19 protein-coding genes and 1 tRNA gene are annotated in these 17,966 nt (G+C 71.5%); 11 read left to right on the top strand and 9 right to left on the bottom strand.

Going from position 1 to position 17,966, the window contains the following annotated elements; all coding sequences use genetic code 11:
• Positions 1-5: 5 nt before the first annotated feature.
• Positions 6-1,217, bottom strand: coding sequence for a D-alanyl-D-alanine carboxypeptidase/D-alanyl-D-alanine endopeptidase (gene dacB, locus G569_RS0100320; RefSeq protein WP_028061925.1), 1,212 nt, complete (start codon positions 1,215-1,217; stop codon positions 6-8).
• A gap of 59 nt (positions 1,218-1,276) precedes the next feature.
• On the opposite strand from dacB, the gene G569_RS44380 reads away from it, so the two are divergent.
• Positions 1,277-2,509 (top strand): patatin-like phospholipase family protein, encoded by a 1,233-nt coding sequence (locus G569_RS44380; protein ID WP_053225636.1) that lies wholly within the window; start codon positions 1,277-1,279, stop codon positions 2,507-2,509.
• Here the strand turns inward: G569_RS44380 and yczE are convergent.
• From yczE to G569_RS0100295, 4 genes are all read right to left on the bottom strand, one after another.
• A complete protein-coding gene (yczE, locus tag G569_RS0100310) occupies positions 2,494-3,075 on the bottom strand; it encodes a membrane protein YczE (protein ID WP_037494124.1) in 582 nt (193 codons plus the stop codon). The genes G569_RS44380 and yczE overlap by 16 nt on opposite strands.
• A gap of 20 nt (positions 3,076-3,095) precedes the next feature.
• Positions 3,096-4,889 (bottom strand): AMP-dependent synthetase/ligase, encoded by a 1,794-nt coding sequence (locus G569_RS0100305; RefSeq protein ID WP_028061923.1) that lies wholly within the window; start codon positions 4,887-4,889, stop codon positions 3,096-3,098.
• 66 nt (positions 4,890-4,955) lie between these two features.
• Positions 4,956-5,126 carry a hypothetical protein gene (locus G569_RS63615; protein WP_169542033.1) on the bottom strand — a complete coding sequence of 57 codons (171 nt, stop codon included), beginning with the start codon at positions 5,124-5,126 and terminating at the stop codon, positions 4,956-4,958.
• Between the two features lie 103 nt (positions 5,127-5,229).
• Entirely contained in the window at positions 5,230-5,988 is a 759-nt protein-coding gene (locus tag G569_RS0100295; RefSeq protein ID WP_037494123.1) for a Nif3-like dinuclear metal center hexameric protein, read from the bottom strand.
• 115 nt (positions 5,989-6,103) lie between these two features.
• Between G569_RS0100295 and G569_RS0100290 the strand changes: the two genes are divergently transcribed.
• The 3 genes from G569_RS0100290 (at position 6,104) to G569_RS60435 (ending at position 8,363) form a co-directional block, all read left to right on the top strand.
• Positions 6,104-7,723, top strand: coding sequence for an RNA polymerase sigma factor (locus tag G569_RS0100290; RefSeq protein ID WP_157591729.1), 1,620 nt, complete (start codon positions 6,104-6,106; stop codon positions 7,721-7,723).
• 22 nt (positions 7,724-7,745) lie between these two features.
• Positions 7,746-7,819: transfer RNA gene (locus G569_RS0100285), tRNA-Pro, on the top strand.
• 1 nt (position 7,820) lies between these two features.
• Positions 7,821-8,363 carry a DsbA family protein gene (locus G569_RS60435; protein WP_037494316.1) on the top strand — a complete coding sequence of 181 codons (543 nt, stop codon included), beginning with the start codon at positions 7,821-7,823 and terminating at the stop codon, positions 8,361-8,363.
• 19 nt (positions 8,364-8,382) lie between these two features.
• On the opposite strand, the gene G569_RS56920 is transcribed toward G569_RS60435, so the two are convergent.
• On the bottom strand, positions 8,383-9,198 hold the full coding sequence (locus G569_RS56920; protein WP_053225635.1) for a MarR family transcriptional regulator: 816 nt from the start codon (positions 9,196-9,198) through the stop codon (positions 8,383-8,385).
• A 57-nt stretch (positions 9,199-9,255) separates the two neighbouring features.
• Here G569_RS56920 and G569_RS0100270 point away from each other — a divergent pair, with 57 nt between their 5' ends.
• Both G569_RS0100270 and G569_RS44365 read left to right on the top strand, forming a co-directional pair.
• On the top strand, positions 9,256-10,026 hold the full coding sequence (locus G569_RS0100270) for a type 1 glutamine amidotransferase domain-containing protein (RefSeq protein ID WP_028061920.1): 771 nt from the start codon (positions 9,256-9,258) through the stop codon (positions 10,024-10,026).
• On the top strand, positions 10,023-10,673 hold the full coding sequence (locus tag G569_RS44365) for an NADPH-dependent F420 reductase (RefSeq protein ID WP_053225634.1): 651 nt from the start codon (positions 10,023-10,025) through the stop codon (positions 10,671-10,673). The genes G569_RS0100270 and G569_RS44365 overlap by 4 nt, the downstream gene beginning before the upstream one ends.
• On the opposite strand, the gene G569_RS0100260 is transcribed toward G569_RS44365, so the two are convergent.
• The gene (locus tag G569_RS0100260) at positions 10,670-11,176 is read right to left on the bottom strand and encodes a universal stress protein (RefSeq protein WP_028061919.1); all 507 of its coding nucleotides are present in this window, start codon (positions 11,174-11,176) and stop codon (positions 10,670-10,672) included. The two genes, G569_RS44365 and G569_RS0100260, sit on opposite strands and share 4 nt — an antisense overlap.
• 65 nt (positions 11,177-11,241) lie before the next feature.
• On the opposite strand from G569_RS0100260, the gene G569_RS0100255 reads away from it, so the two are divergent.
• Positions 11,242-12,510 (top strand): MFS transporter, encoded by a 1,269-nt coding sequence (locus G569_RS0100255; RefSeq protein WP_028061918.1) that lies wholly within the window; start codon positions 11,242-11,244, stop codon positions 12,508-12,510.
• 79 nt (positions 12,511-12,589) lie between these two features.
• Entirely contained in the window at positions 12,590-13,069 is a 480-nt protein-coding gene (locus G569_RS0100250; RefSeq protein ID WP_211232873.1) for an Lrp/AsnC family transcriptional regulator, read from the top strand.
• Here the strand turns inward: G569_RS0100250 and G569_RS56915 are convergent.
• A complete protein-coding gene (locus G569_RS56915; protein WP_053225633.1) occupies positions 13,024-14,601 on the bottom strand; it encodes a histidine kinase in 1,578 nt (525 codons plus the stop codon). The two genes, G569_RS0100250 and G569_RS56915, sit on opposite strands and share 46 nt — an antisense overlap.
• Positions 14,602-14,680: 79 nt before the next feature.
• On the opposite strand from G569_RS56915, the gene G569_RS0100240 reads away from it, so the two are divergent.
• The 3 genes from G569_RS0100240 to G569_RS0100230 are packed head-to-tail and all read left to right on the top strand — an operon-like array spanning position 14,681 to position 16,580.
• Entirely contained in the window at positions 14,681-15,196 is a 516-nt protein-coding gene (locus G569_RS0100240; RefSeq protein ID WP_028061916.1) for a DsbA family protein, read from the top strand.
• Complete coding sequence (locus G569_RS0100235; protein WP_028061915.1) at positions 15,177-16,394, top strand: hypothetical protein; 1,218 nt, start codon at positions 15,177-15,179, stop codon at positions 16,392-16,394. The genes G569_RS0100240 and G569_RS0100235 overlap by 20 nt, the downstream gene beginning before the upstream one ends.
• A complete protein-coding gene (locus tag G569_RS0100230; RefSeq protein ID WP_028061914.1) occupies positions 16,395-16,580 on the top strand; it encodes a hypothetical protein in 186 nt (61 codons plus the stop codon).
• Positions 16,581-16,624: 44 nt separating this feature from the next.
• Here the strand turns inward: G569_RS0100230 and G569_RS0100225 are convergent, their stop codons facing one another.
• Positions 16,625-17,443: a hypothetical protein gene (locus tag G569_RS0100225; protein WP_157591728.1), complete on the bottom strand. Its 819-nt coding sequence runs from the start codon at positions 17,441-17,443 to the stop codon at positions 16,625-16,627.
• Between the last annotated feature and the right edge of the window lie 523 nt (positions 17,444-17,966).

Raw genomic sequence — 17,966 nt, 5'->3', positions numbered from 1 at the left:
CCGTTTTATGGTGCGTCGTAGCGCGCGAGTGCCACGGTCATGCGGTCCTGGAGCACCCGTGCGGCGTTCGGGTAGACGCCGTTCATCAGGAACGCGAACGCCACGCGTTCCCCGCCGGTGGTGTTGCAGAAGCCCGCCAGGGCGGACACGTCGTGCAGCGTGCCGGTCTTCGCGTGGCAGCGATCCTGGGCCGCGGTCCCGCGCATCCGGTTGTAGAGCGTGCCGTTGCGGCCGGCGACCGGGAGCGAGGAGTCGAACGCCACGCCCGCCTCGGAGGAGTCCATGTGCCTGAGCAGCTCGACGACCTGGCGCGGGGTCGTGCGGTCGCTGCGGCTCAATCCCGACCCGTCGACGACGCTCGGCGTGATCCCGAAATCGCGGACCGCGTCCTTGATCACGGTCCCGCCCGCCGTGGTGCTGCCCGCGGTGCCGAACTGCGCGCCGAGGCCCTTGATCAGCATCTCGGCGATGTAGTTGTCGCTCGGCTGGTTCATCGCCTTGACGATCGAGGCGATCGGCGGGGACTCGAACTCGCTCAGCGGCGTCATCCCCTCGGGCGTGAGACCGGCGCGGGCGGAGCCGGCGACCTTGACGCCCTCCTTCTCGAGCGCCTTCTCGAAGGCCTGCGCGGTGAACTTCGCGGGGCTCGCCTGGAAGTACGGCCTCGACTTGCCCGTGCGGCCGTGGTTGTACGACAGCGCGCTGAGCGGACCGACCTCACTGGTCAGGCGGTAGCCGGAGGCGGGCACGCCGCGGAACGCGTCGAACGCGGACTCGTCGCCGATCACCCGGCCCGTGACCTCCTGCAGCCCCGCGTCCGCGAGCTGCTGGGCCAGGGTGGTGACCGATGCGGAGTTGAACATCGGGTCGCCGCCGCCCCTGAGCACGATGTCGCCGGCGATCGTGCCGGTCTCGTCCGGGAGGCTGCTCGAGAGCACGCTCGTCGTGAGGTGGCCGTCGGCGCCGTAGCGCAGCAGCGCGGCCGACGACGTGTAGAGCTTGTTCACCGACGCGGGCATGCGGGCGACGTCGGCCTTGCTCGCGTAGAGCTCTGCGCCGGTGCCGAGGTCGACGACATACGCGCCTGAAGAGGCGCCGGCCTTGGCCATCTCGCGCTGGAGGACCTTCTTCGTGGCGGCGGGGCCGGCGGCGTCAGCGGCCGGCGCGGCGGTGAGCACGGCCACGGAGATGAGCAGGGCGAGACGGCGCAAGAGCATGTCGAGCGTACGAAACCCGGCGGCGGGACGGAAGTCGCGCCTCTTACACTGGTGGCGGGATGGGGTCCGTGGTCGAGATGAACGCTCCGGCGCGTCGCAGGCGACGTTCGTCGCGCACCGCGCTGGTGCTGGGCGGGGGCGGCTTCACCGGCGGCGTCTACCAGATCGGCGCGCTGCGGGCGCTCGACCTGCTGTCGTCCAACCGTTCGGTCAACCAGTTCGACGTCTACGTGGGGACCAGCGCCGGATCGCTGATCGCCTCACTCGTGGCCAACGGCGTCACGCCCGAGCAGATGATGCGCACGGTCAACGACCAGCTGCCGTCGGTGCTCCCGCCGCTCGGGCGCGAGATGCTGCTCAAGCTCAACAAGGCCGAGTTCGCCACCAAGGCGCTCAAGCTGCCGCTGCACGCGATCAGCGTCGCGCGCAACGTCGCGTCGTCGCTGGGTTCGTTGAGCGCGGTCGATCTCGTGCTGGCGCTCGGCGACGCCCTGCCGTCCGGCATCTACACCGGTCAGGGCGTCGAGGACTACCTGCGCAAGGCGCTCTCCGAGGAAGGCCGGACCGACGACTTCCGGCTGCTCAAGAAGGAGCTCTACCTCGCCGCCACCGACCTCGACACGTGCGAGCGGATCGTGCTCGGCGCCGAGGGCTGGGACGACATCCCGATCTCCAGCGCCGTCCGGGCCTCCACCGCGCTGCCGATGATCTACGCGCCCTACCGGGTGCGCGAGCGTGAGCTCGTCGACGGCGGCATCGTCTCCACCACCAACCTCGACATCGCCGTCGAGGCGGGCGCCAAGTTCATCGTCGTCGTCAACCCGCTCGTCCCCTACGTCAACGACTTCTCCAAGACGATCCCGACCCTCTTCGGCACCCGCGTGCGCCGGGTGTCCGACATGGGCTTCCCGAAGATCGGCTACCAGACGTTCAAGCTGCTCGCCTACCAGCGCCTGCACGAGATGGCCGGCCACTGGAAGGAGCGCTACCCGGGCGTCGACATCGTCCTGATCGAGCCGGACCCCGACGACGAGCTGATGTTCCAGACGAACATCCTCAACTTCGCCTCCCGGGTCGACGTCGCCCGCCATGGCTTCGAGTCGGTCACGCTCAAGCTCGCCAAGGACTACGACGAGATCCGCGAGGTCTGCCGCCGCCACGGCATCGAGATCTCCGCGACGCGCGTCCGGAAGGTCGTCCGCCACTTCTCGGCCGAGCGCGAGAAGACCCGCGCCTGGCGGCGCATCCTCGAGCAGACCACCGGTGCCCTGCTGCGTCAGAGCGACGCCTGAGAGCGGATCGCGAACCGGCTCAGTGCGGGCTTGACGAGCGGGCCGATGAGGAGGGCGAACAGGACGGTGGCGACGCCGACGGTGCCGCCGAGGAGGAAGCCTGCGATCAGGACCGTCAGCTCGATCGCGGCGCGGGCGAGGGCGACGGGGACACCGCGCTTGGCCATGCCGGTCATCAGGCCGTCGCGAGGGCCCGGGCCCCAGCCGGCGTCGACGTAGAGGCCCGTGGCGACGGCGATGGCGAGGATCCCTCCCAGCACGTAGGCGTAGCGGAGCGCGAGGGCGTGCGGCGCGGGGATCGTGGCGACGCCGAGGTCCAGGACCGGGCCGACGATCAGGGCGTTGGCGATCGTGCCGAGCCCGGGGCGCTCGCCCAGCGGGATCCAGAGCGCGAGCACGGTCAGCGAGCTGATCACCGTGATCGTGCCCAGCGAGAGGTCGACGTGCTTGGAGATGCCCTGGTGGAAGACCGTCCAGGGGTCGAGGCCGAGGTCGGCCTGGACGAGGACCGCCAACGCGAGGCCAAAGAGCACGAGGCCCGCCAGCAGGCGGGCCGCGCGCTCCACAGGCCGGTCGAACGCGCCTCTCAGGAGTAGAGCCGTTCGAAGTGCTCCGCGTAGAGCTCGTTGACCACGTTGCGCTTGACCTTCAGCGTCGGGGTCAGCTCGCCGGTCTCCTGGGACAGGTCGTGGTCGAGGATGAAGAAGCGCTTGATCTGCTCGACGCGGGCGTACCGCTCGTTCACCTGGTCCAGCTCGCCCTGGATCAGCTCGATGACCTTGGGGTCGGTCGACAGCGAGGCGACGTCCTCGCTGAGCCCGTGCTCGCGGGCGAAGTGGACGATCTCCTCGGGGTCGAGCGTGATCAGCACGACCGGGTACGGCCGGCGGTCGGCGTGCATCACGGCCTGGGAGATCCAGCGTGAGCGCTTGAGGTCGTTCTCGAGGTTGGCGGGCGTGAGGTTCTTGCCGCCCGCGGTGATCATGATGTCCTTCTTGCGGCCGGTGATCGACAGGTAGCCGTCCTCGTCGAGCGCGCCGAGGTCGCCGGTGTGCAGCCAGCCGTCGTCGCTCACGCCGCCGAACGCGGACGTGTCGTCGCCGGGCGAGTAGTAGCCGCCGAAGATGTGCGGCCCGCGGACGAGGATCTCGCCGTCGTCGGCGATCTTGATCTCGCAGCCGGGCAAGGCGCGGCCGACCGTCCCGAGCCGGTGGTCGGCGACCGTGGACGTGGTGCTCACCGTCGACGTCTCGGTCATCCCGTAGCCCTCGAGCACGGGCGCGCCGCACGCGTAGAAGAACTCGAGGATCTCCATCGAGATCGGCGCGGCGCCCGAGGTCGCCTGCTTCATGCGCCCGCCGAAGATCCCGCGGACGTTGACGAACAGTTCGGCGTCGGCCTTGTCGAACGCGGCCTTCAGGTCCGGCGGCACCTCCTGGCCGGCCTCCAGCATGCGGCGCACGGTGAGCCCGAGCCGGGTCGCGCCCGCGATCGTCTGCGGATCGTTGTTGGACGTGACGAGCGTGTAGATCTTCTCGAAGATCCGCGGCACCGACGGCAGGTAGACCGGCTTGACGGCCATCAGGTCCGGCACGATCTGCTGCGGATCGCCGCTCCAATAGGCGATCGGCGCGCCCAGGTCGACCGCCAGCAGCTGGATCAGCAGCGCGTAGGAGTGGGCGAGCGGGAGATAGAGGTAGACGAGCTCGCCCGCCTCGATGACCCCGATCTCCTCGCACATGCGGGTGACGTTGCGGTAGTTGCCGTGGCTGAGCACGCAGCCCTTGGGCGGCCCCGTCGTCCCCGACGTGTAGATGATCGTGTACGGGTCCTCGGGCTTCGTCGCCGCCACCCGCGCGGCGATCTCCGCGCGGTCACGAGGGCGTCCACGCTCCCGGAGCTCGTCGAGCGAGATCGTCCCGTCGACCCCTGGCTCGATGCAGACGATGCCCTCCAGCAGCGGCAGCCCGTCGCGCACCGCGACGATCTTCGCGACCTGCGCGGCGTCCTCGCAGACGACGAAGCGCGACTCGGAGTTGCCGATCACCCACGCGCACTCGTCGGGCGAGTTCGTGGGATAGACGGGGACGACGACGCCACCGGCGGACGTGATCCCGAAGTCTGCGTACGTCCACTCGACGCGCGTCGTGCACAGCAGCGCGACGCGATCGCCCTGCGCGAGTCCGAGGTCCACGAACCCGCGGGCGATCTCGGAGACGATCTCGCCGAGTTCGGCGTACGACACCTCGCGCCACTCATCGTCGCGCTTGAACCGGGCCGCCGGACGCTCCCCATAGCGTTCGGCGGCCAGGCCCACGATGTCCGCGATCGTGACCGACCCCGTTCCCCCGTGGGTCGGCCCTGCCGTCGTCTCCTGCATTCCTTGCTCCTCCTCGAAAAGCCGAGGAGGCGATCCTACCCGGGGAGGCGCGCTAGGCGCCGCAGATCACGCCGCCGCTACGGAGACGGACTGCTCCTCGACATTGGCCATGAAGAGCGTTTTGTCGATTCGTCCCTGGAAGATCGGCACGCCCAGCTCCATGCACTTCTCGATGACCTCGCGCCGTTCCATTCCGGCTTCGCGAGCGAGCTCCGTGGGCGTGAGATGGATTGCCATCAGTACGAATCCTCCTGGTGAGGTTTGCCACGTGTCAGGGCACGGTAGCGACTTCACCGGATGTCCACAATGCCAACCTGATCAACCTGTACTAAACATTCGATCAGACCGGGTTTTGTTGATCGAAGAAGGTGTGTTCGACCCCAAACCGGTCCACCAGCAGCTCACCTAGGGCCCGGACCCCGAAGGTCTCCGTCGCGTGATGTCCGGCGGCCACGAAGTGGACGCGGTGTTCCGCCGCCTCGGCCGTGATGTGCTCTCGCGGTTCGCCGGTCAGGAAGGCATCCAGGCCCGCCGCGACGGCCTCGTTGAGCGTGTCCGCGGCCGAACCCGAGACGACCCCGATCGAGCCGATCCGCTCCGGTCCCGCACCGAGAAGGAGCGGCTCGCGGCCGGTGACGGCGTGCACGCGCTCCTTCAGCTCAGAAGTTGTCAAAGGCGCGGAAAACCTCCCACGACGCCCGATGAAGGTGCCCTTGTAGGACCCGAAGGGCTCGATGTCCACGCACCCGAGCTCGCGCGCGAGGATCGCGTTGTTGCCGAGCTCGGGATGCGCGTCGAGCGGCAGGTGGTAGCCGGCGAGGTTGATGTCGTGCTTGAACAGCGGCCGCAGGCGCGCGGCGAGCAGGGGCGTCAGCCCGGTCGGGTGAAAGCTCCAGAAGAGCCCGTGGTGGACGAGCACGAGCTGCGCTCCGAGCTCGACCGCCCGCTCGTGCAACTCGAGCGTCGCGGACACGCCCGTGAGCACGTGCGTCACCTCGCTCGCGCCCGGGACCTGCAGCCCATTCGGGCCGAGATCTTGAAAGTCGGAGGGACGCAGCAGCTCGTCGAGGGTCCGAATGATGTCGTCGATCTGTGCCATATGCGTTTGAGGTCAGACAGTTTGGGTGATTTGACACGACGTTGATTGCGAGCCGGGGTTCAGGGGCCCGGGGAGCGACTGTAAGAGCCTCAGAGATACAAGGGACCTTCACATCGTGAGTAGGGGATTGCTCGACGCGACGCTCGCGCCGCCGCGCGAGGCCGACGAAGCCGCAGACTCCGATCAGCGCCTGGTCGCGGCGGTACGGCGCGGGGACGACCGCGCCTTCGAGATCCTCTACCACCGCTACCAGCGGCGCATCCACGCCTACGTCCTCGGCATGGTCAAGGACCACGGCCGGGCGGAGGACGTCACGCAGGAGGTGTTCGTCTCCGCCCTGCGCCGGATGCGCGAGACCGAGCAGCCGCTTGCGTTCAAACCGTGGCTCTACCAGATCGCCAAGAACGGCTGCATCGACGCGTTCCGGCGCTCCAAGCGCGCTGAGGAAGTCTCCTACGACGCCGATGACGGGCTCGCCCCCGCCGACCATTCCAAGCTGATCGGCTCCGGGCCTTCGCCCGACGCCGCGGTCGCCGCCAAGCAGGATCTCGACAACCTCTGCGGCGCGTTCGGCGGCCTCAGCGAGACGCATCACGAGATCCTCGTGCTGCGTGAGCTGGAGGGCCTCTCCTATCAGGAGATCGGCAAGCGCATGGGGATGAGCCGCCCCGCCGTGGAGTCGACGCTGTTCCGCGCCCGCCGCCGCCTGACGGAGGAGTACGACGACATCGTCTCGGGCGCGCGCTGCCTGCGGATCACGCAGATCATCGGCACGGCGGTCAGCTCGCGGCTGGGAGCGCGCGACACCCGCCGCCTCGCCCGCCACCTCTCGCACTGCCAGTCCTGCCGCCGCGAGGCGCTCGCCGCCGGCCTGGATCGCAGCCTCTTCACGCGGCCGACGGTCCGCGAGCGGATCGCGGCGATCCTCGCGTTCCCGTGGCTCACCAGGCTCCGGCGCGGCGACGACGCGGTCGCGACCTCGCAGCCCGGCCGCTGGAGCTCCCACCTGCCCGCGCTGTCGGACCAGCTCTCCAGCGGCTGGGGGAAGGCGGCCGCGGGCGCCGCGATCCTCGTCGCGAGCGTCGGCGGCGCCGCCGGCGTGCACCACGCCACGACCGCCGCGACGCCGGCGAAGGACACGCCCGCGCTCGTGCGGCCCGCCAAGGCCGCGTCGGTCACCGCGACCACTCCGGATTCCGCCCCCAGGACGCCGGTCGCCCGGACCCGCGAGGACGCCAGCGCGAACGACACCACGAAGCCTTCCGCGACCAAGCGCGAGCACGCGAAGACGCGCTCGACGTCGCACACGACTGGGGGGTCGAGCTCACCGGCCGCCGCCGGCGGGGCCACGTCCGCCGGTGGCGGCTCGGTGCCGCCGTCCTCCTCGTCCGCCGGCTCGACTCCCAAGGCAACGCACGAGAGCACCGACGGCGGCTCCACGCCCAAGCTGCCCTCCACGGACCTTCCCGCCGCGGTCCCGACGCCCCCGCCGGCCGACGCCAAGCCGGTCGCGGACGCCGTCGACAAGACCACCGACGCCGTCTCCGGCGCCACGCAGCAGGTGACCCAGGCGGTCGACGACACGGTGAAGACGGTCACCGGCGACGGCCCCGTCTCGGACGCGGTGGACGGCGTGACGGACACGGTCGACCAGGCCGTGGGCAACGTCGGGAACGCGGTCGACGACACCGTCGGAGGCCTCACCGGAGCACTCGGCTCCGGTCACGGTCACTGACGTGGCTACACTCTCCCGGTCCCGGGGCGTGGCGCAGCCTGGTAGCGCGCACCGTTCGGGTCGGTGAGGTCCCCGGTTCGAATCCGGGCGCCCCGATGTGACTCAAGCACCGACCCTCTACTTCGATCTCGGCTCGCCCTACGCCTACCTCACGGTGGCGCGGGCGGCTGAGCGGTTCACGCTCGAGCCGATCCTGCTCGGCGCGATCTTCGAGTGGCGCGGCAGCGGCTCGTGGTCGCAGACGCCCACGCGGGCCGAGAACGTGGTCGAGGTCGAGGCGCGGGCGCGCCGCTACGGGCTGCCGCCGCTCGTCTGGCCCGACGGCTGGCCCGTCAACGGCCTGAAGGCGATGCGGGCGGCGACGTGGGCGCAGGCACGCGGCGCCCTGGCGCCCTTCGCCCGCGCCGTCTACCACCGCGAGTTCGCCACCGGCGCGGACATCTCGGATCCCCGCGTGCTCGCCCGCGCCGCGGAGGAGGCCGACCTGGACCCGGCGCTGCTGCTCGCCGCGCTCGACGACCCCGCGATCAAGCAGCGGCTCAAGGACGCGACCGGCGCCGCGTGGGAGGCGGGCGTGCGCGGCGTCCCGACCGTCATCGACGGCGACACCGTGCTCTACGGGGACGACGCGATCGACTAGCGAACTTCGACTCAGGACACTAGAGCCGATGCTCGCCGCTGGTGGCGCCCGTCGGCCCGGCGGCGGCGCCGAGCTCGACGGTCACGTCGAGCTCCTCGACACCGCGGACGACGTGCAGCGCGATCGTGCCTCCCGCGAATTCCTCGAGCGCTTCAGCGGAGCGCAGTTCGGTCTCGCCCACGCGCACGAGCACGTCACCGGTCCGCAGGCCGGCGGCCGCGGCCGCGCCGTCCGCGTCGAGCGCCCGCACCAGCAGGCCGGTCACCGGCGGCAGCCCGACGGACGCGCGCAGCGTCAGCGTCACGTGCGCCGGCGCGACGGTCGCGCCTAGCCCGAGCGGCGCCGACGAGCCCTCGAAGGCGAGCAGCAGCTTGCGCAGCAGCCCCGCGAGCTGTTCCTGCTCGGCCGCCGAGAGCGCGCTCAGCAGGCGGCGCTCGTTCTCCAGGTGGGCGGGGATCGCGCGCTCGACCAGCTCCTCGCCGCGCTCGGTCAGGGCGATCAGCGTGTTGCGCTTGGACTCCGGATCGGGCCGGCGCGTGACCAGCCCGGCCTCGACGAGCCGGTCGATGCGAACGCTGATCGTGCCCGAGGTCAGCCCGAGCTCGTCCATCAGCCGCCGCTGGCTCACGCCCTCCGGCGCGCCGAGCCGAACGAGCGTCACCAGCGCGCCGAAGCTCGCCGGGCTGAGTCCGTGCGCCGCGAACACGCCGTGCAGCTCGCGCTCGATGTAGGTCCGCACCCGGCCGAGACGCGAGACGACGGCCACCGGCGAGAAGTCGACGTCCGGGCGCGTCTCGTCCCACGAGGCCAGGAGCGCGTCGACCGAGTCATGCATGCCCGGCAGTATCGCTTGTCTAAATTGCTTGGACTCAAGCTTTGATATCAATTGGTCATGCGCCACAGCGATCTGAACCCGGTCGATCCCGCCCGGCCCAAGCGGGCGGCGATCGTGATTTCCAACCCAGGCGTCTCGACCACCACGGGCTGGCCCGTCGGCTTCTGGTGGTCGGAGCTCACGCACCCGTACTTCGCGTTCACCGGGGTGGGCTGGGAGGTCGACGTCTACAGCCCGCAAGGCGGCAGATGCGAGTGGGACGCGCTGAGCGATCCGGAGGACGCCAGCCGCTGGCAGGCCGAGGACGTGATCTCCCGCGGCTACAAGCACGACCCCGGGTTCCTGAAGCTGATCGAGGCCACGAAGCCGGTCGACGACCTCGACGTCGAGGCCTACGACGTGCTCGTCGTGGCCGGCGGCCAGGGACCGATGTTCACCTTCGAGCACGCGACCAACCTGCACGCGAAGTTCGCCGAGTTCCATGCGACCGGCAAGGTCACGGCAGCGCTCTGCCACGGCGTCGCGGTGCTGGCGTACGCCACGCTCGCGGACGGCACGCCGCTCGTGCGCGGCAGGACGGTCACGGGCTTCCCGAACGTCGAGGAGGACGAGGCGGACCGGCTGACGTGGGAGGCCGGAGCCCTGCCGGAGGGACAGCGCATCATGCCGTGGCGCGTCGAGGACGCGCTCAAGGACCTCGGCGCGAACTTCATCCAGGCGGGCGCCTTCCGCTCGTTCGCCATCCGCGACGGCAACCTGGTGACGGGTCAGCAGAACTTCAGCGGCGGCGACGTCGCCCGCGAGATCCTGGAGGCGGTGGGACGATGAACGTCACGGTGATCGGGGCCGGCCGGATCGGCGGCAACATCGCACGCCGGCTCGCGGGTGCCGGGCACGCGCTCACGCTCGGGTTCGCCCGCGATCTCGAGGCGCAGCGCGCGCTGGCGAACGAGATCGGCGGGCGCGTGGCGGCGCCCGCGGAGGCGGTGGCGGGCGCCGAGGTGGTCGTCGTCGCCGTCCCCTGGGGCGTGCTGCCCGAGGCGCTCGCCCAACTCGGCTCGCTCGAGGGCAAGGTCGTGATCGACACGACCAACCAGTTCGGGGCGGGCCCGATGCCCGCCGCCGGGCAGACCGCGGCGGCGTTCAATGCCGCGCGCATGCCGGGAGCGCACTACACGAAGTCCTTCAACACCTTGACGGCGGCGTTCCAGGTCCAGACGGCGGGCCGCGAACCGCGCGTCGTGCAGTGGCTGTGCGGCGACGACGAGGCCGCCAAGGCGATCGTCGCCGGCCTGATCCGCGACGCGGGGTATGCGCCCGTCGACCTGGGCGGCACCGCGGGCTGCGCGGTGATGGAGGCCCCGCGGCGCGACGGCGCGGTCTACGGCGAGGAGTACCGCCCGGCGGAGGCGGAGGCGGTGGTCGAGGCGGTCCGCAACGGCGCACCGATCCCGCCGACCCCGCGCTACGGCTAGCTCGTCAGCGGCGAGATGTCGAGCGCGCTCTCAACCGGGGCGGAGCTCGGGACGCGCGCCTCGGCCTCCTCGGGCGCGCGGATCAGCAGCACGGGGATCGGGCTCGCCTGCATGACCTTCTGCGAGACGCACCCGAGCAGGGACGTGTGCAGGCGGCCGTGGCCGTGCGAGCCCATGACGATCAGGTCGAACGCGCCGGACTTCGAGCGCTCGATCAGCGCGCGGGCGGGCGGGCCCTCGACCAGCAGCGTCGTGACGCTCACGTCGTTGGGCAGCTCGGCGGCGGCGACGCGCAGCAGCTCGGCGTAGTGCTTGATGACCTCGCTGCGTGGGGGAGCGGCCCCGGACGCGAGCAGCGCGGTGGCCGGCACCTGCGGCACCGCGGTCACCAAGGTCAGCCGGGCGCGTTGATCGCGCGCCAGTTCCGCCGCGTGCGCAAGGGCCGCGTCGGCGTCCGGCGAGCCATCGATCGCTACCAGGATGTTCCGGTAGACGCTGCTCATTCGCCTCTCTCATTCCCGATCATACGGCGAATCTCCCGGAATTCGTCGGTTGTATGATGAAACCGATGCGGTCGAGGAGGGTCCACTACGCCTGGGTCGTGGCTGCGGCGGGCTTCACGGCGCTTCTGGCGTCGGCCGCATTCCGCGCCGTTCCGGGCGTGCTGATGGTGCCGTTGCAGGATGAGTTCGGCTGGAGCCGGGCGACGATCTCCGCGGCGGTGGCGATCAACCTCGTGGTCTTCGGCCTCAGCGGGCCGTTCAGCGCGGCGCTGGTCGAGAAGGTGGGCCTGCGGCGCGTCGTGACCGTCGCGCTGGCGCTGATCGCGGTCTCGGCGGGGCTGACCATGCTCGTCAAGCATCCGTGGCAGCTCTACCTGCTGTGGGGCGTCGTCACGGGCGCCGCGACGGGCGCGGTCGCGCCGGTGCTGGCGGCGATGATCGCCACCCGCTGGTTCCACGACCGGCGCGGGCTCGTCGTCGGCCTGCTCACGGCCGCGAATTCCACGGGACAGCTGATCTTCCTCCCGATCATGTCGCACGTGGAGATGGAGGGCTGGCGCTGGGTGATGGTCGTGCCGGGCGGCGTCGCGCTGCTCGCGCTGCCGGTCGCGGGCCTGCTCTTGCGCGATCGGCCCGCCGACATCGGCATCCCGCCCTACGGCGGCACGGAGATCGAACCGCCGCGCGAGGGCGCGCACGCCTCCAACGCCGTGAAGATCCTCTTCGAGGCGGCGCGCACCGGCACGTTCTGGGCGCTCGCGGCTTCCTTCTTCGTCTGCGGAGCGACCACCGTCGGCCTGATCGCCGTCCATTTCATCCCCGCCGCCCACGACCACGGGATGCCCGCCACCGAGGCGGCGTCGATGCTCGCCCTGATGGGCATCCTCGACATCGCCGGCACCACGGCATCAGGCTGGCTGACCGACCGCACGGACCCGCGCCGGCTGCTGTTCTGGTACTACGCGCTGCGCGGGCTCTCGCTCGTCCTGCTCTCCAACGCGCTGAGTACCCAGAGCTACACGCTCGTCCTGTTCGTCGCCTTCTACGGGCTGGACTGGATCGCCACCGTCCCGCCCACGGTCGCCCTGACCGCACGCAAGTTCGGCCCGGAGAAGTCGAGCGTCGTCTTCGGCTGGGTGTTCACGTTCCACCAGATCGGCGGCGCGGTCGCCGCGTGGGGCGCCGGCCTCGTGCGCGGGTGGCAGGGCGACTACCTGCCGGTGTTCGTCGCCAGCGGCATCCTCTGCGGCGTCGCCGCGCTGATCGTGCTGCGGATCCCGCGGGCGCCCCGCCGCCCCGCGCCGCTCGCCGCGACGGCGCCCGCGACGCCTTAACCTTCGCGATCGTGAGCGAGCCCGGCGAACCGCCTTCGAAGGACCAGCCGTCCGGTTTCGGGCATTCTGGAGTGGCGCCGTGAGCGGCGAGGAGATCGACGGGCTCGACGCCCGCCTGCTGCTGATGCTGCGCGCGCACCCGCGCGTGGGTGTCGTGGAGATCGCGCGGCGGCTCGGCGTCGCCCGCGGGACCGTGCAGTCGCGCATGGACAAGCTGGCCGCGCGTGGCGTCATCACCGACTTCGGTCCGGCGATCGAGCCCGCGCAGATGGGCTATCCGGTGCTGGCCTTCGTGTCGCTGGAGATCGTCCAGGGTCGGTTGGAGGAGGCCGTCGCGGGCCTGGAGCTGGTCCCGGAGGTGCTCGAGGTCCACGGCGTCACCGGCGACCGCGACCTGCTGTGCCGCGTCGTCGCCCGCGACAACACCCACCTGCAGGACGTGATCAACGCGATGCTGCACACCGGCGCGGTCCAGCGCTCGACGAGCGCGATCTCGATGACCCGCCAGATCCCCTACAGGATCGAGCCGCTGATCTCCGCGGCGGGCACCGACCGGTAGGTGAGGATCACCATCGGCTCGGTCTCGGTGAGCCGCCAGTTCGGCTCGCCGAGCAGCGCCGCGATCTCCTCGCGGCACTCCTGGTAGGCCTTGGCGCGGCCGACGTGCCAGTCGGCCTCGCCGGGCTCGGGGTCGACCGTCGCCGGGTCGATCTCGCCGAACGGCATCACCGCCACCCGCACGATCTCCACCAGCCCATGACGGCGCCCGGTGTGATCGAAGACCGGCAGGCGCTGTCCGATCCGCGGCGGTCCGCCCTCGAGCTCCCACTCGCGGGCGAGCGAGACGCCGGTGGTGCGGGCTCCGGTCAGCAGCTCCTCGATCTTGCGCAGGCCCTTGCCGCCGTCGCCGTCATGGCCGAACTCGAGGAAGGGGTCGGTGGCGGTGCGCCAGGGGGCGAGGGGGATCGTGGCCGTGAGCGTCGTGCCGTCGATGCTCTGGACGGCGAAGCGCCCGCCGAGCGCCTCGATGCGCGCCTGCAGTCCCTGCAGGCCGGTCCCCTGCGCGGCGTTGGCGCCACCCGCGCCGTCGTCGGACACGCGCGCGACCAGCGTCCGACCGTGCAGCACGATGTCGACCTCGAGGCGGCTCGCGCCCGCGTGCTTGATCGCGTTCGAGAGCGCCTCGGAGACGAGGAACCAGATCGTGGTCTCGACGACGTCGGGCAGGCGGCGGTCAGGCACCGCGACGAGCTCGACCGGCAGCGCCGAGTGGGTCGCGAGCGCGGCGAGGGCGCCGGCGAGGCCGCGCTCCAGGCCGACGGGGTGCAGGCCGCGAGCGAGCTCGCGCAGCTCCCGCCCGGCGAGCGAGGCCTGCTCGCGCGCCGCCGCGAGCCGCTCCTGCGCGCCTTCGGGGTCGGACTGCAACTGCCGCAGCGCGAGGTCGATCGACTGGCCGAGGACGACGAGCCGCTGCTGCGCCCCGTCGTGCAGGTCGCGGCCGATCCGGCGGCGCTCCTCGTCGGCGGCGTGGACGGCGCGGGCGCGGCTGGCGACCACCTCGTCGGCACGCGCCCGCAGCGCGCGCTCGTGGCGGCGCCGGTCGAGCTCGGCGGCCGCGCGGGCGGCGAAGACCTGCAGCGCGTGTAGCTCGCTGGGCTTGGGATCGAGCGGGCCGGCGGACACGAGCCCGATGTGGCCGATCGCCCGGGAGTCGGCGCCGCGCAGCGGAATCGCCAGGTAGCCGTCGAGCCCGTGCGCGCCGAGGAACGTGTCCGCGGGGTAGCGCAGGCGGGCGCCGCGGCGGACGAGCAGCAGGTCGGTGTCGTAGGCGTGTTCGCACGGCGTGCCCTTCAGGGCGAACTCGTGCCCTTCGCGCAGCTCCATCCCCGGGCGGTAGGCCGAGGCGATCGTGCGCGCGTACCCCGGCCGGTGCTCGACGAGCTCGGCGACGAACGCGACGTCGGCCTCGAGCGCGCCCTTGAGCTCCTGCACGAGGCGGCGCAGGAAGGCGGCGCCGACGACGCCCGCGGTCCCAGCGGCGAGGCGGCTGAGGAGATCGCGCTCGCGGATCTCGGCGGGGGAGGCGGCCATAGAACCTTGCGAGCGTAACCGCGCCACACCGGCGGCGACAGTGGTGCTGCCACGCCGGCGGGTACGGTTACCTCCCCTCATGCTGACGCCACCTTTCGTCCGCGGACACGATCACGCGCTCGGCTCCGCGGGTCCCGTGCTGGTCGTCTTCGGCGACTACGAGGACCCGTTGTGCTCTGAGTGCGACCGGGGCGTCATGGCGCTGCGAGAGCGCTGGGACGGCTTCACCTACGCGTGGCGGCACCTGCCGATCGGCGAGCTGCACCCGAACGCCAACGGCGCCGCGCTGGCCGCCGAGGGCGCGGCGGAGCAGGACGGCTTCTGGGCGTATCACCACGTCCTGCTCGCGCGGCAGGACGCGCTGTCGGTGCCGGATCTCCTGAACTACGCGGGGCAGATCGGGCTGGACGTGGCGCAGCTGATGGACGACATGCAGGAGGGCCGTCACCTGGAGCGGATCCTCGACGACGTGCGCTCGGCGGTGGGGTCGGGCGTGACGGCGACGCCCGGGCTGTTCATCGAGGGCGTGCTGTGGGAGGGCGGCTGGGAGCCGGACGCGTTGGAGGGCGCGCTGCGTGCAGCCCTGGCCGGGTGAGGTCCTCGACGAGCGGTCCGGTGAGATCGCCGTCGGCTTCGCCGCGCTGCTGACCCGTCAGGCGGCGTGGCGGCACCGGCGGGTGGAGACGATCCGCGTGCTCTCGCACGAGCGGGTGCGGCGGCACGTGTCGGTCGACTTCACGGTGCCGGTGGCGCACCGGGCCGAGATCCAGCTCTCCGAGCGTGAGTGGATCGTGCCGCTCGCGTACCTCGCCAAGCGGCTGCTGGTGCACTTCGACCTCTTCGACGAGGGCGAGGACGCTGTGCCGCTGCTGCGCTCCGACGAGGCGCAGCTGATCGCGCGCGAGCTGCTGTACGTGATGCTCGACCTGGACACCGAGGACGCGGTGCAGGAGGACGTCGGGCCGCTGATCGAGTGGATCCTCGCGGCCGGGCCGGGGGAGGAGGACGGGGTCGACGCGGCGGTCGAGGAGCTCGAGGGGACGCTCGGGCCGCTGCCCGGCTTCTCCGCGTTGGCGGCGCAGCTGACGCGCGGCTTCCTCTTGTGCGCCGTGGTCAACGATGTGGGGCGGCGGCGGGTCGTCAAGTTCTCCTACGAGCAGCCGCTGGGGCGGCCGGGGCGGACTGCGCACTTCTACGACACGCCCGGGTGTACGCAGGCGGCGTCGTATCACGTCGAGGTCGACGTGCCGGAGGAGCTGCGGGCGCGCCGGACGAACCTGGTGGACGACAACACGGGCGCGGTGCTGTCGCGCGGCCCGCGTGACACCGACCGTCCCGCGATCCACTACGTCGCCGAGCCGGACGTCGACGTCAGCCCTGGATTGAGCGTGATCTACGGGACCGAGCGCAGCCGCTTCCTGGTCCCCGCGGCGCTGGTGGCGTGGGTGATCGCCCTGGGCTTGGCGTTGCCGTGGCTCTTCGCCGACCTGCCGTCGCTGTCGGGCGCGCCGAGCCCCGCGATCGCGATCCTGCTGTCGTCGTCGGCGATCGTCAGCGGGCTCGTGCTGCGCAGCGGCGAGCACCCGCTGGTGCGGTTGATGCTCGCGCCCTACCGGCTCTGTCTGGCGGCGGCGACCGTCGCGGTCGTCGTCGCCGGCGGCACGCTCGCCTTCCACGGCTCGGCGGGCGCGCTGGCCTGGACATGGGGCCTAGGCGCCCTTGTGGCCGTCCTCTCGGCCGGTATTCTGACCTTCGAGGCCGTGCGCGCCCCGGCGACGGCCAAGGACACCTGAATGGACGCGCTCCGTCACTTCTTCCGCCGCCCACCGAAGTCCCTCAAGGGCATTCGGGAGCAGTCGGCCGTGGTCGAGTCGGCCGAGATCGCCGGACCCGCCTTCCCGCGGCCGGTGACGAGCGAAGAGGCGCGTGCCGCCTTGGAGCGCTCGCGCGCCCGCCGCGCCGCAGCGAAGCCCGCTTAGATAAAGGCAGCGCAGCCCCTCCGCCCCACCCCGATCATCCGACCTTAAAGCGCGGCCCGGTCGCGCCATCCGACGCTCAGGGCGTAGACGCTGAGCGCGAGCAGGGCCGCCATGAGCGCGTACCACAGGCCGCCGCCGCTGACCTGCTCGTCCTGGAAGACGGGGAGGAGGAGCAGGAGCGCGCTCCAGGTGCCGAGGGTCGCGTAGGGGATGATCGCGTGGGCCGGGCGGCGCATGCCGATCGCGCAGCTGATCAGCATCGTCCCGAACAGCGCGTACCAGGAGGCGACGGCGCGGGCGAGCAGGGGCGTGAGCGCCCACAGCCAGTGCTTGCCGAGGTCGACGGGGGCGACGTAGAGCGCGATCGCGCCGGCGAGGATGGCGACGCCGAAGACGCCGCTGATGACGCGCAGCGCGGTGAGCTTGGGGCTGGCCTCTTCTTGTGGGTCCGCCTGCTTGCGCTGGCGGAGCACGAGGTACGGGACCGCGAACGGCACCGCGGCGTAGACGAACGTCCACACCCACGTGGGCGCGTAGTCGAACTTGAAGCGGTCGTTGTGGATCAGCGTTGCCGTGAAGAGGCTCGTCGCCAGGACCCAGAGCGCGATCGGCAGCGTGCTGAACGTGCGCCAGCGGGTGGCGAAGGCGAGCACGAGGCCGGTCGCGACCGTCCCGGCGATGAAGCCCGCGCCGATGAACGCGGCGTTCACGCTCGGCTTGATCGACCACGCGTAGTGGAACTCCGCCTGCGCGGGCACGAAGTACAGGAACAGCCCGTTCAGGGCCGCGAGGATCAATAGCACCCAGATGCCGGCCCGCGTGAGCGGCTGCACCCGCCCGCGATCGTCATCGGTCGAGGTCATCCGGGCAGGGGAGGTGTCGGTCGCGGTCGCCACCCGCAAACTCTCCCACGTCCGGCGGGCGGGCGATAGAGGGGTAACCCCCTAACCACCCCCCCGGCCCACTTAAAGGGTCAGTCCCCTCAACATTGCGAACCGCGGCGTAGAGCCAAATCAATGGTTGAGGGGTCAGACCCTTTAGGTGGCGGGTGGGCAGGGGGCCACCAAGGTGGGGTGTTGGCGGGGGCGTCGCGGACGGACCGTTGGGCGGGTGCGATGGATCTGGGTACTCGTGGCTTTGACGGTTCTCGGGGGCGCGTTGCGGGCGCGCGAGGCGGTGGCGCCCGACGCGCGGCAGTCCTCCGACGAGCGCTCCTACGTGGCGGCGGCGATCGGGCTCGCCGACACCGGCCGCTACGGCAAACGGTCGCTCCATTGGCCGCCGGGCGCGCCGGCCGCGTTCGCCGTCGCGGCGAAGCTGAGCGGGCGGGTGGAGCGCGGCCGGACGCCGGACATCCCGGCCGCCTACTGGGTCCAGTGGCTCGCG

The sequence above is a fragment of the Solirubrobacter soli DSM 22325 genome (genome assembly GCF_000423665.1).
GTDB classification, from domain to species: Bacteria; Actinomycetota; Thermoleophilia; order Solirubrobacterales; family Solirubrobacteraceae; genus Solirubrobacter; species Solirubrobacter soli.
Note: the sequence above shows the minus strand (reverse complement) of the source record. Positions and strands in the feature narration are given on the sequence as shown.

Bases quoted from the DNA above. Each gene is read 5' to 3' on its own strand.
- dacB (WP_028061925.1), bottom strand. From the start codon at position 1,217: ATGCTCTTGCGCCGTCTCGCCCTGCTCATCTCCGTGGCCGTGCTCACC.
- G569_RS0100225 (WP_157591728.1), bottom strand. From the start codon at position 17,443: ATGACCTCGACCGATGACGATCGCGGGCGGGTGCAGCCGCTCACGCGG.
- G569_RS0100270 (WP_028061920.1), top strand. From the start codon at position 9,256: ATGCGCCACAGCGATCTGAACCCGGTCGATCCCGCCCGGCCCAAGCGG.
- G569_RS0100260 (WP_028061919.1), bottom strand. From the start codon at position 11,176: ATGAGCAGCGTCTACCGGAACATCCTGGTAGCGATCGATGGCTCGCCG.
- G569_RS0100305 (WP_028061923.1), bottom strand. From the start codon at position 4,889: ATGCAGGAGACGACGGCAGGGCCGACCCACGGGGGAACGGGGTCGGTC.
- G569_RS63615 (WP_169542033.1), bottom strand. From the start codon at position 5,126: ATGGCAATCCATCTCACGCCCACGGAGCTCGCTCGCGAAGCCGGAATG.
- G569_RS44365 (WP_053225634.1), top strand. From the start codon at position 10,023: ATGAACGTCACGGTGATCGGGGCCGGCCGGATCGGCGGCAACATCGCA.
- G569_RS0100295 (WP_037494123.1), bottom strand. From the start codon at position 5,988: ATGGCACAGATCGACGACATCATTCGGACCCTCGACGAGCTGCTGCGT.
- G569_RS0100230 (WP_028061914.1), top strand. From the start codon at position 16,395: ATGGACGCGCTCCGTCACTTCTTCCGCCGCCCACCGAAGTCCCTCAAG.
- G569_RS44380 (WP_053225636.1), top strand. From the start codon at position 1,277: ATGGGGTCCGTGGTCGAGATGAACGCTCCGGCGCGTCGCAGGCGACGT.
- G569_RS56915 (WP_053225633.1), bottom strand. From the start codon at position 14,601: ATGGCCGCCTCCCCCGCCGAGATCCGCGAGCGCGATCTCCTCAGCCGC.
- G569_RS56920 (WP_053225635.1), bottom strand. From the start codon at position 9,198: ATGCATGACTCGGTCGACGCGCTCCTGGCCTCGTGGGACGAGACGCGC.
- G569_RS0100240 (WP_028061916.1), top strand. From the start codon at position 14,681: ATGCTGACGCCACCTTTCGTCCGCGGACACGATCACGCGCTCGGCTCC.
- G569_RS0100255 (WP_028061918.1), top strand. From the start codon at position 11,242: ATGCGGTCGAGGAGGGTCCACTACGCCTGGGTCGTGGCTGCGGCGGGC.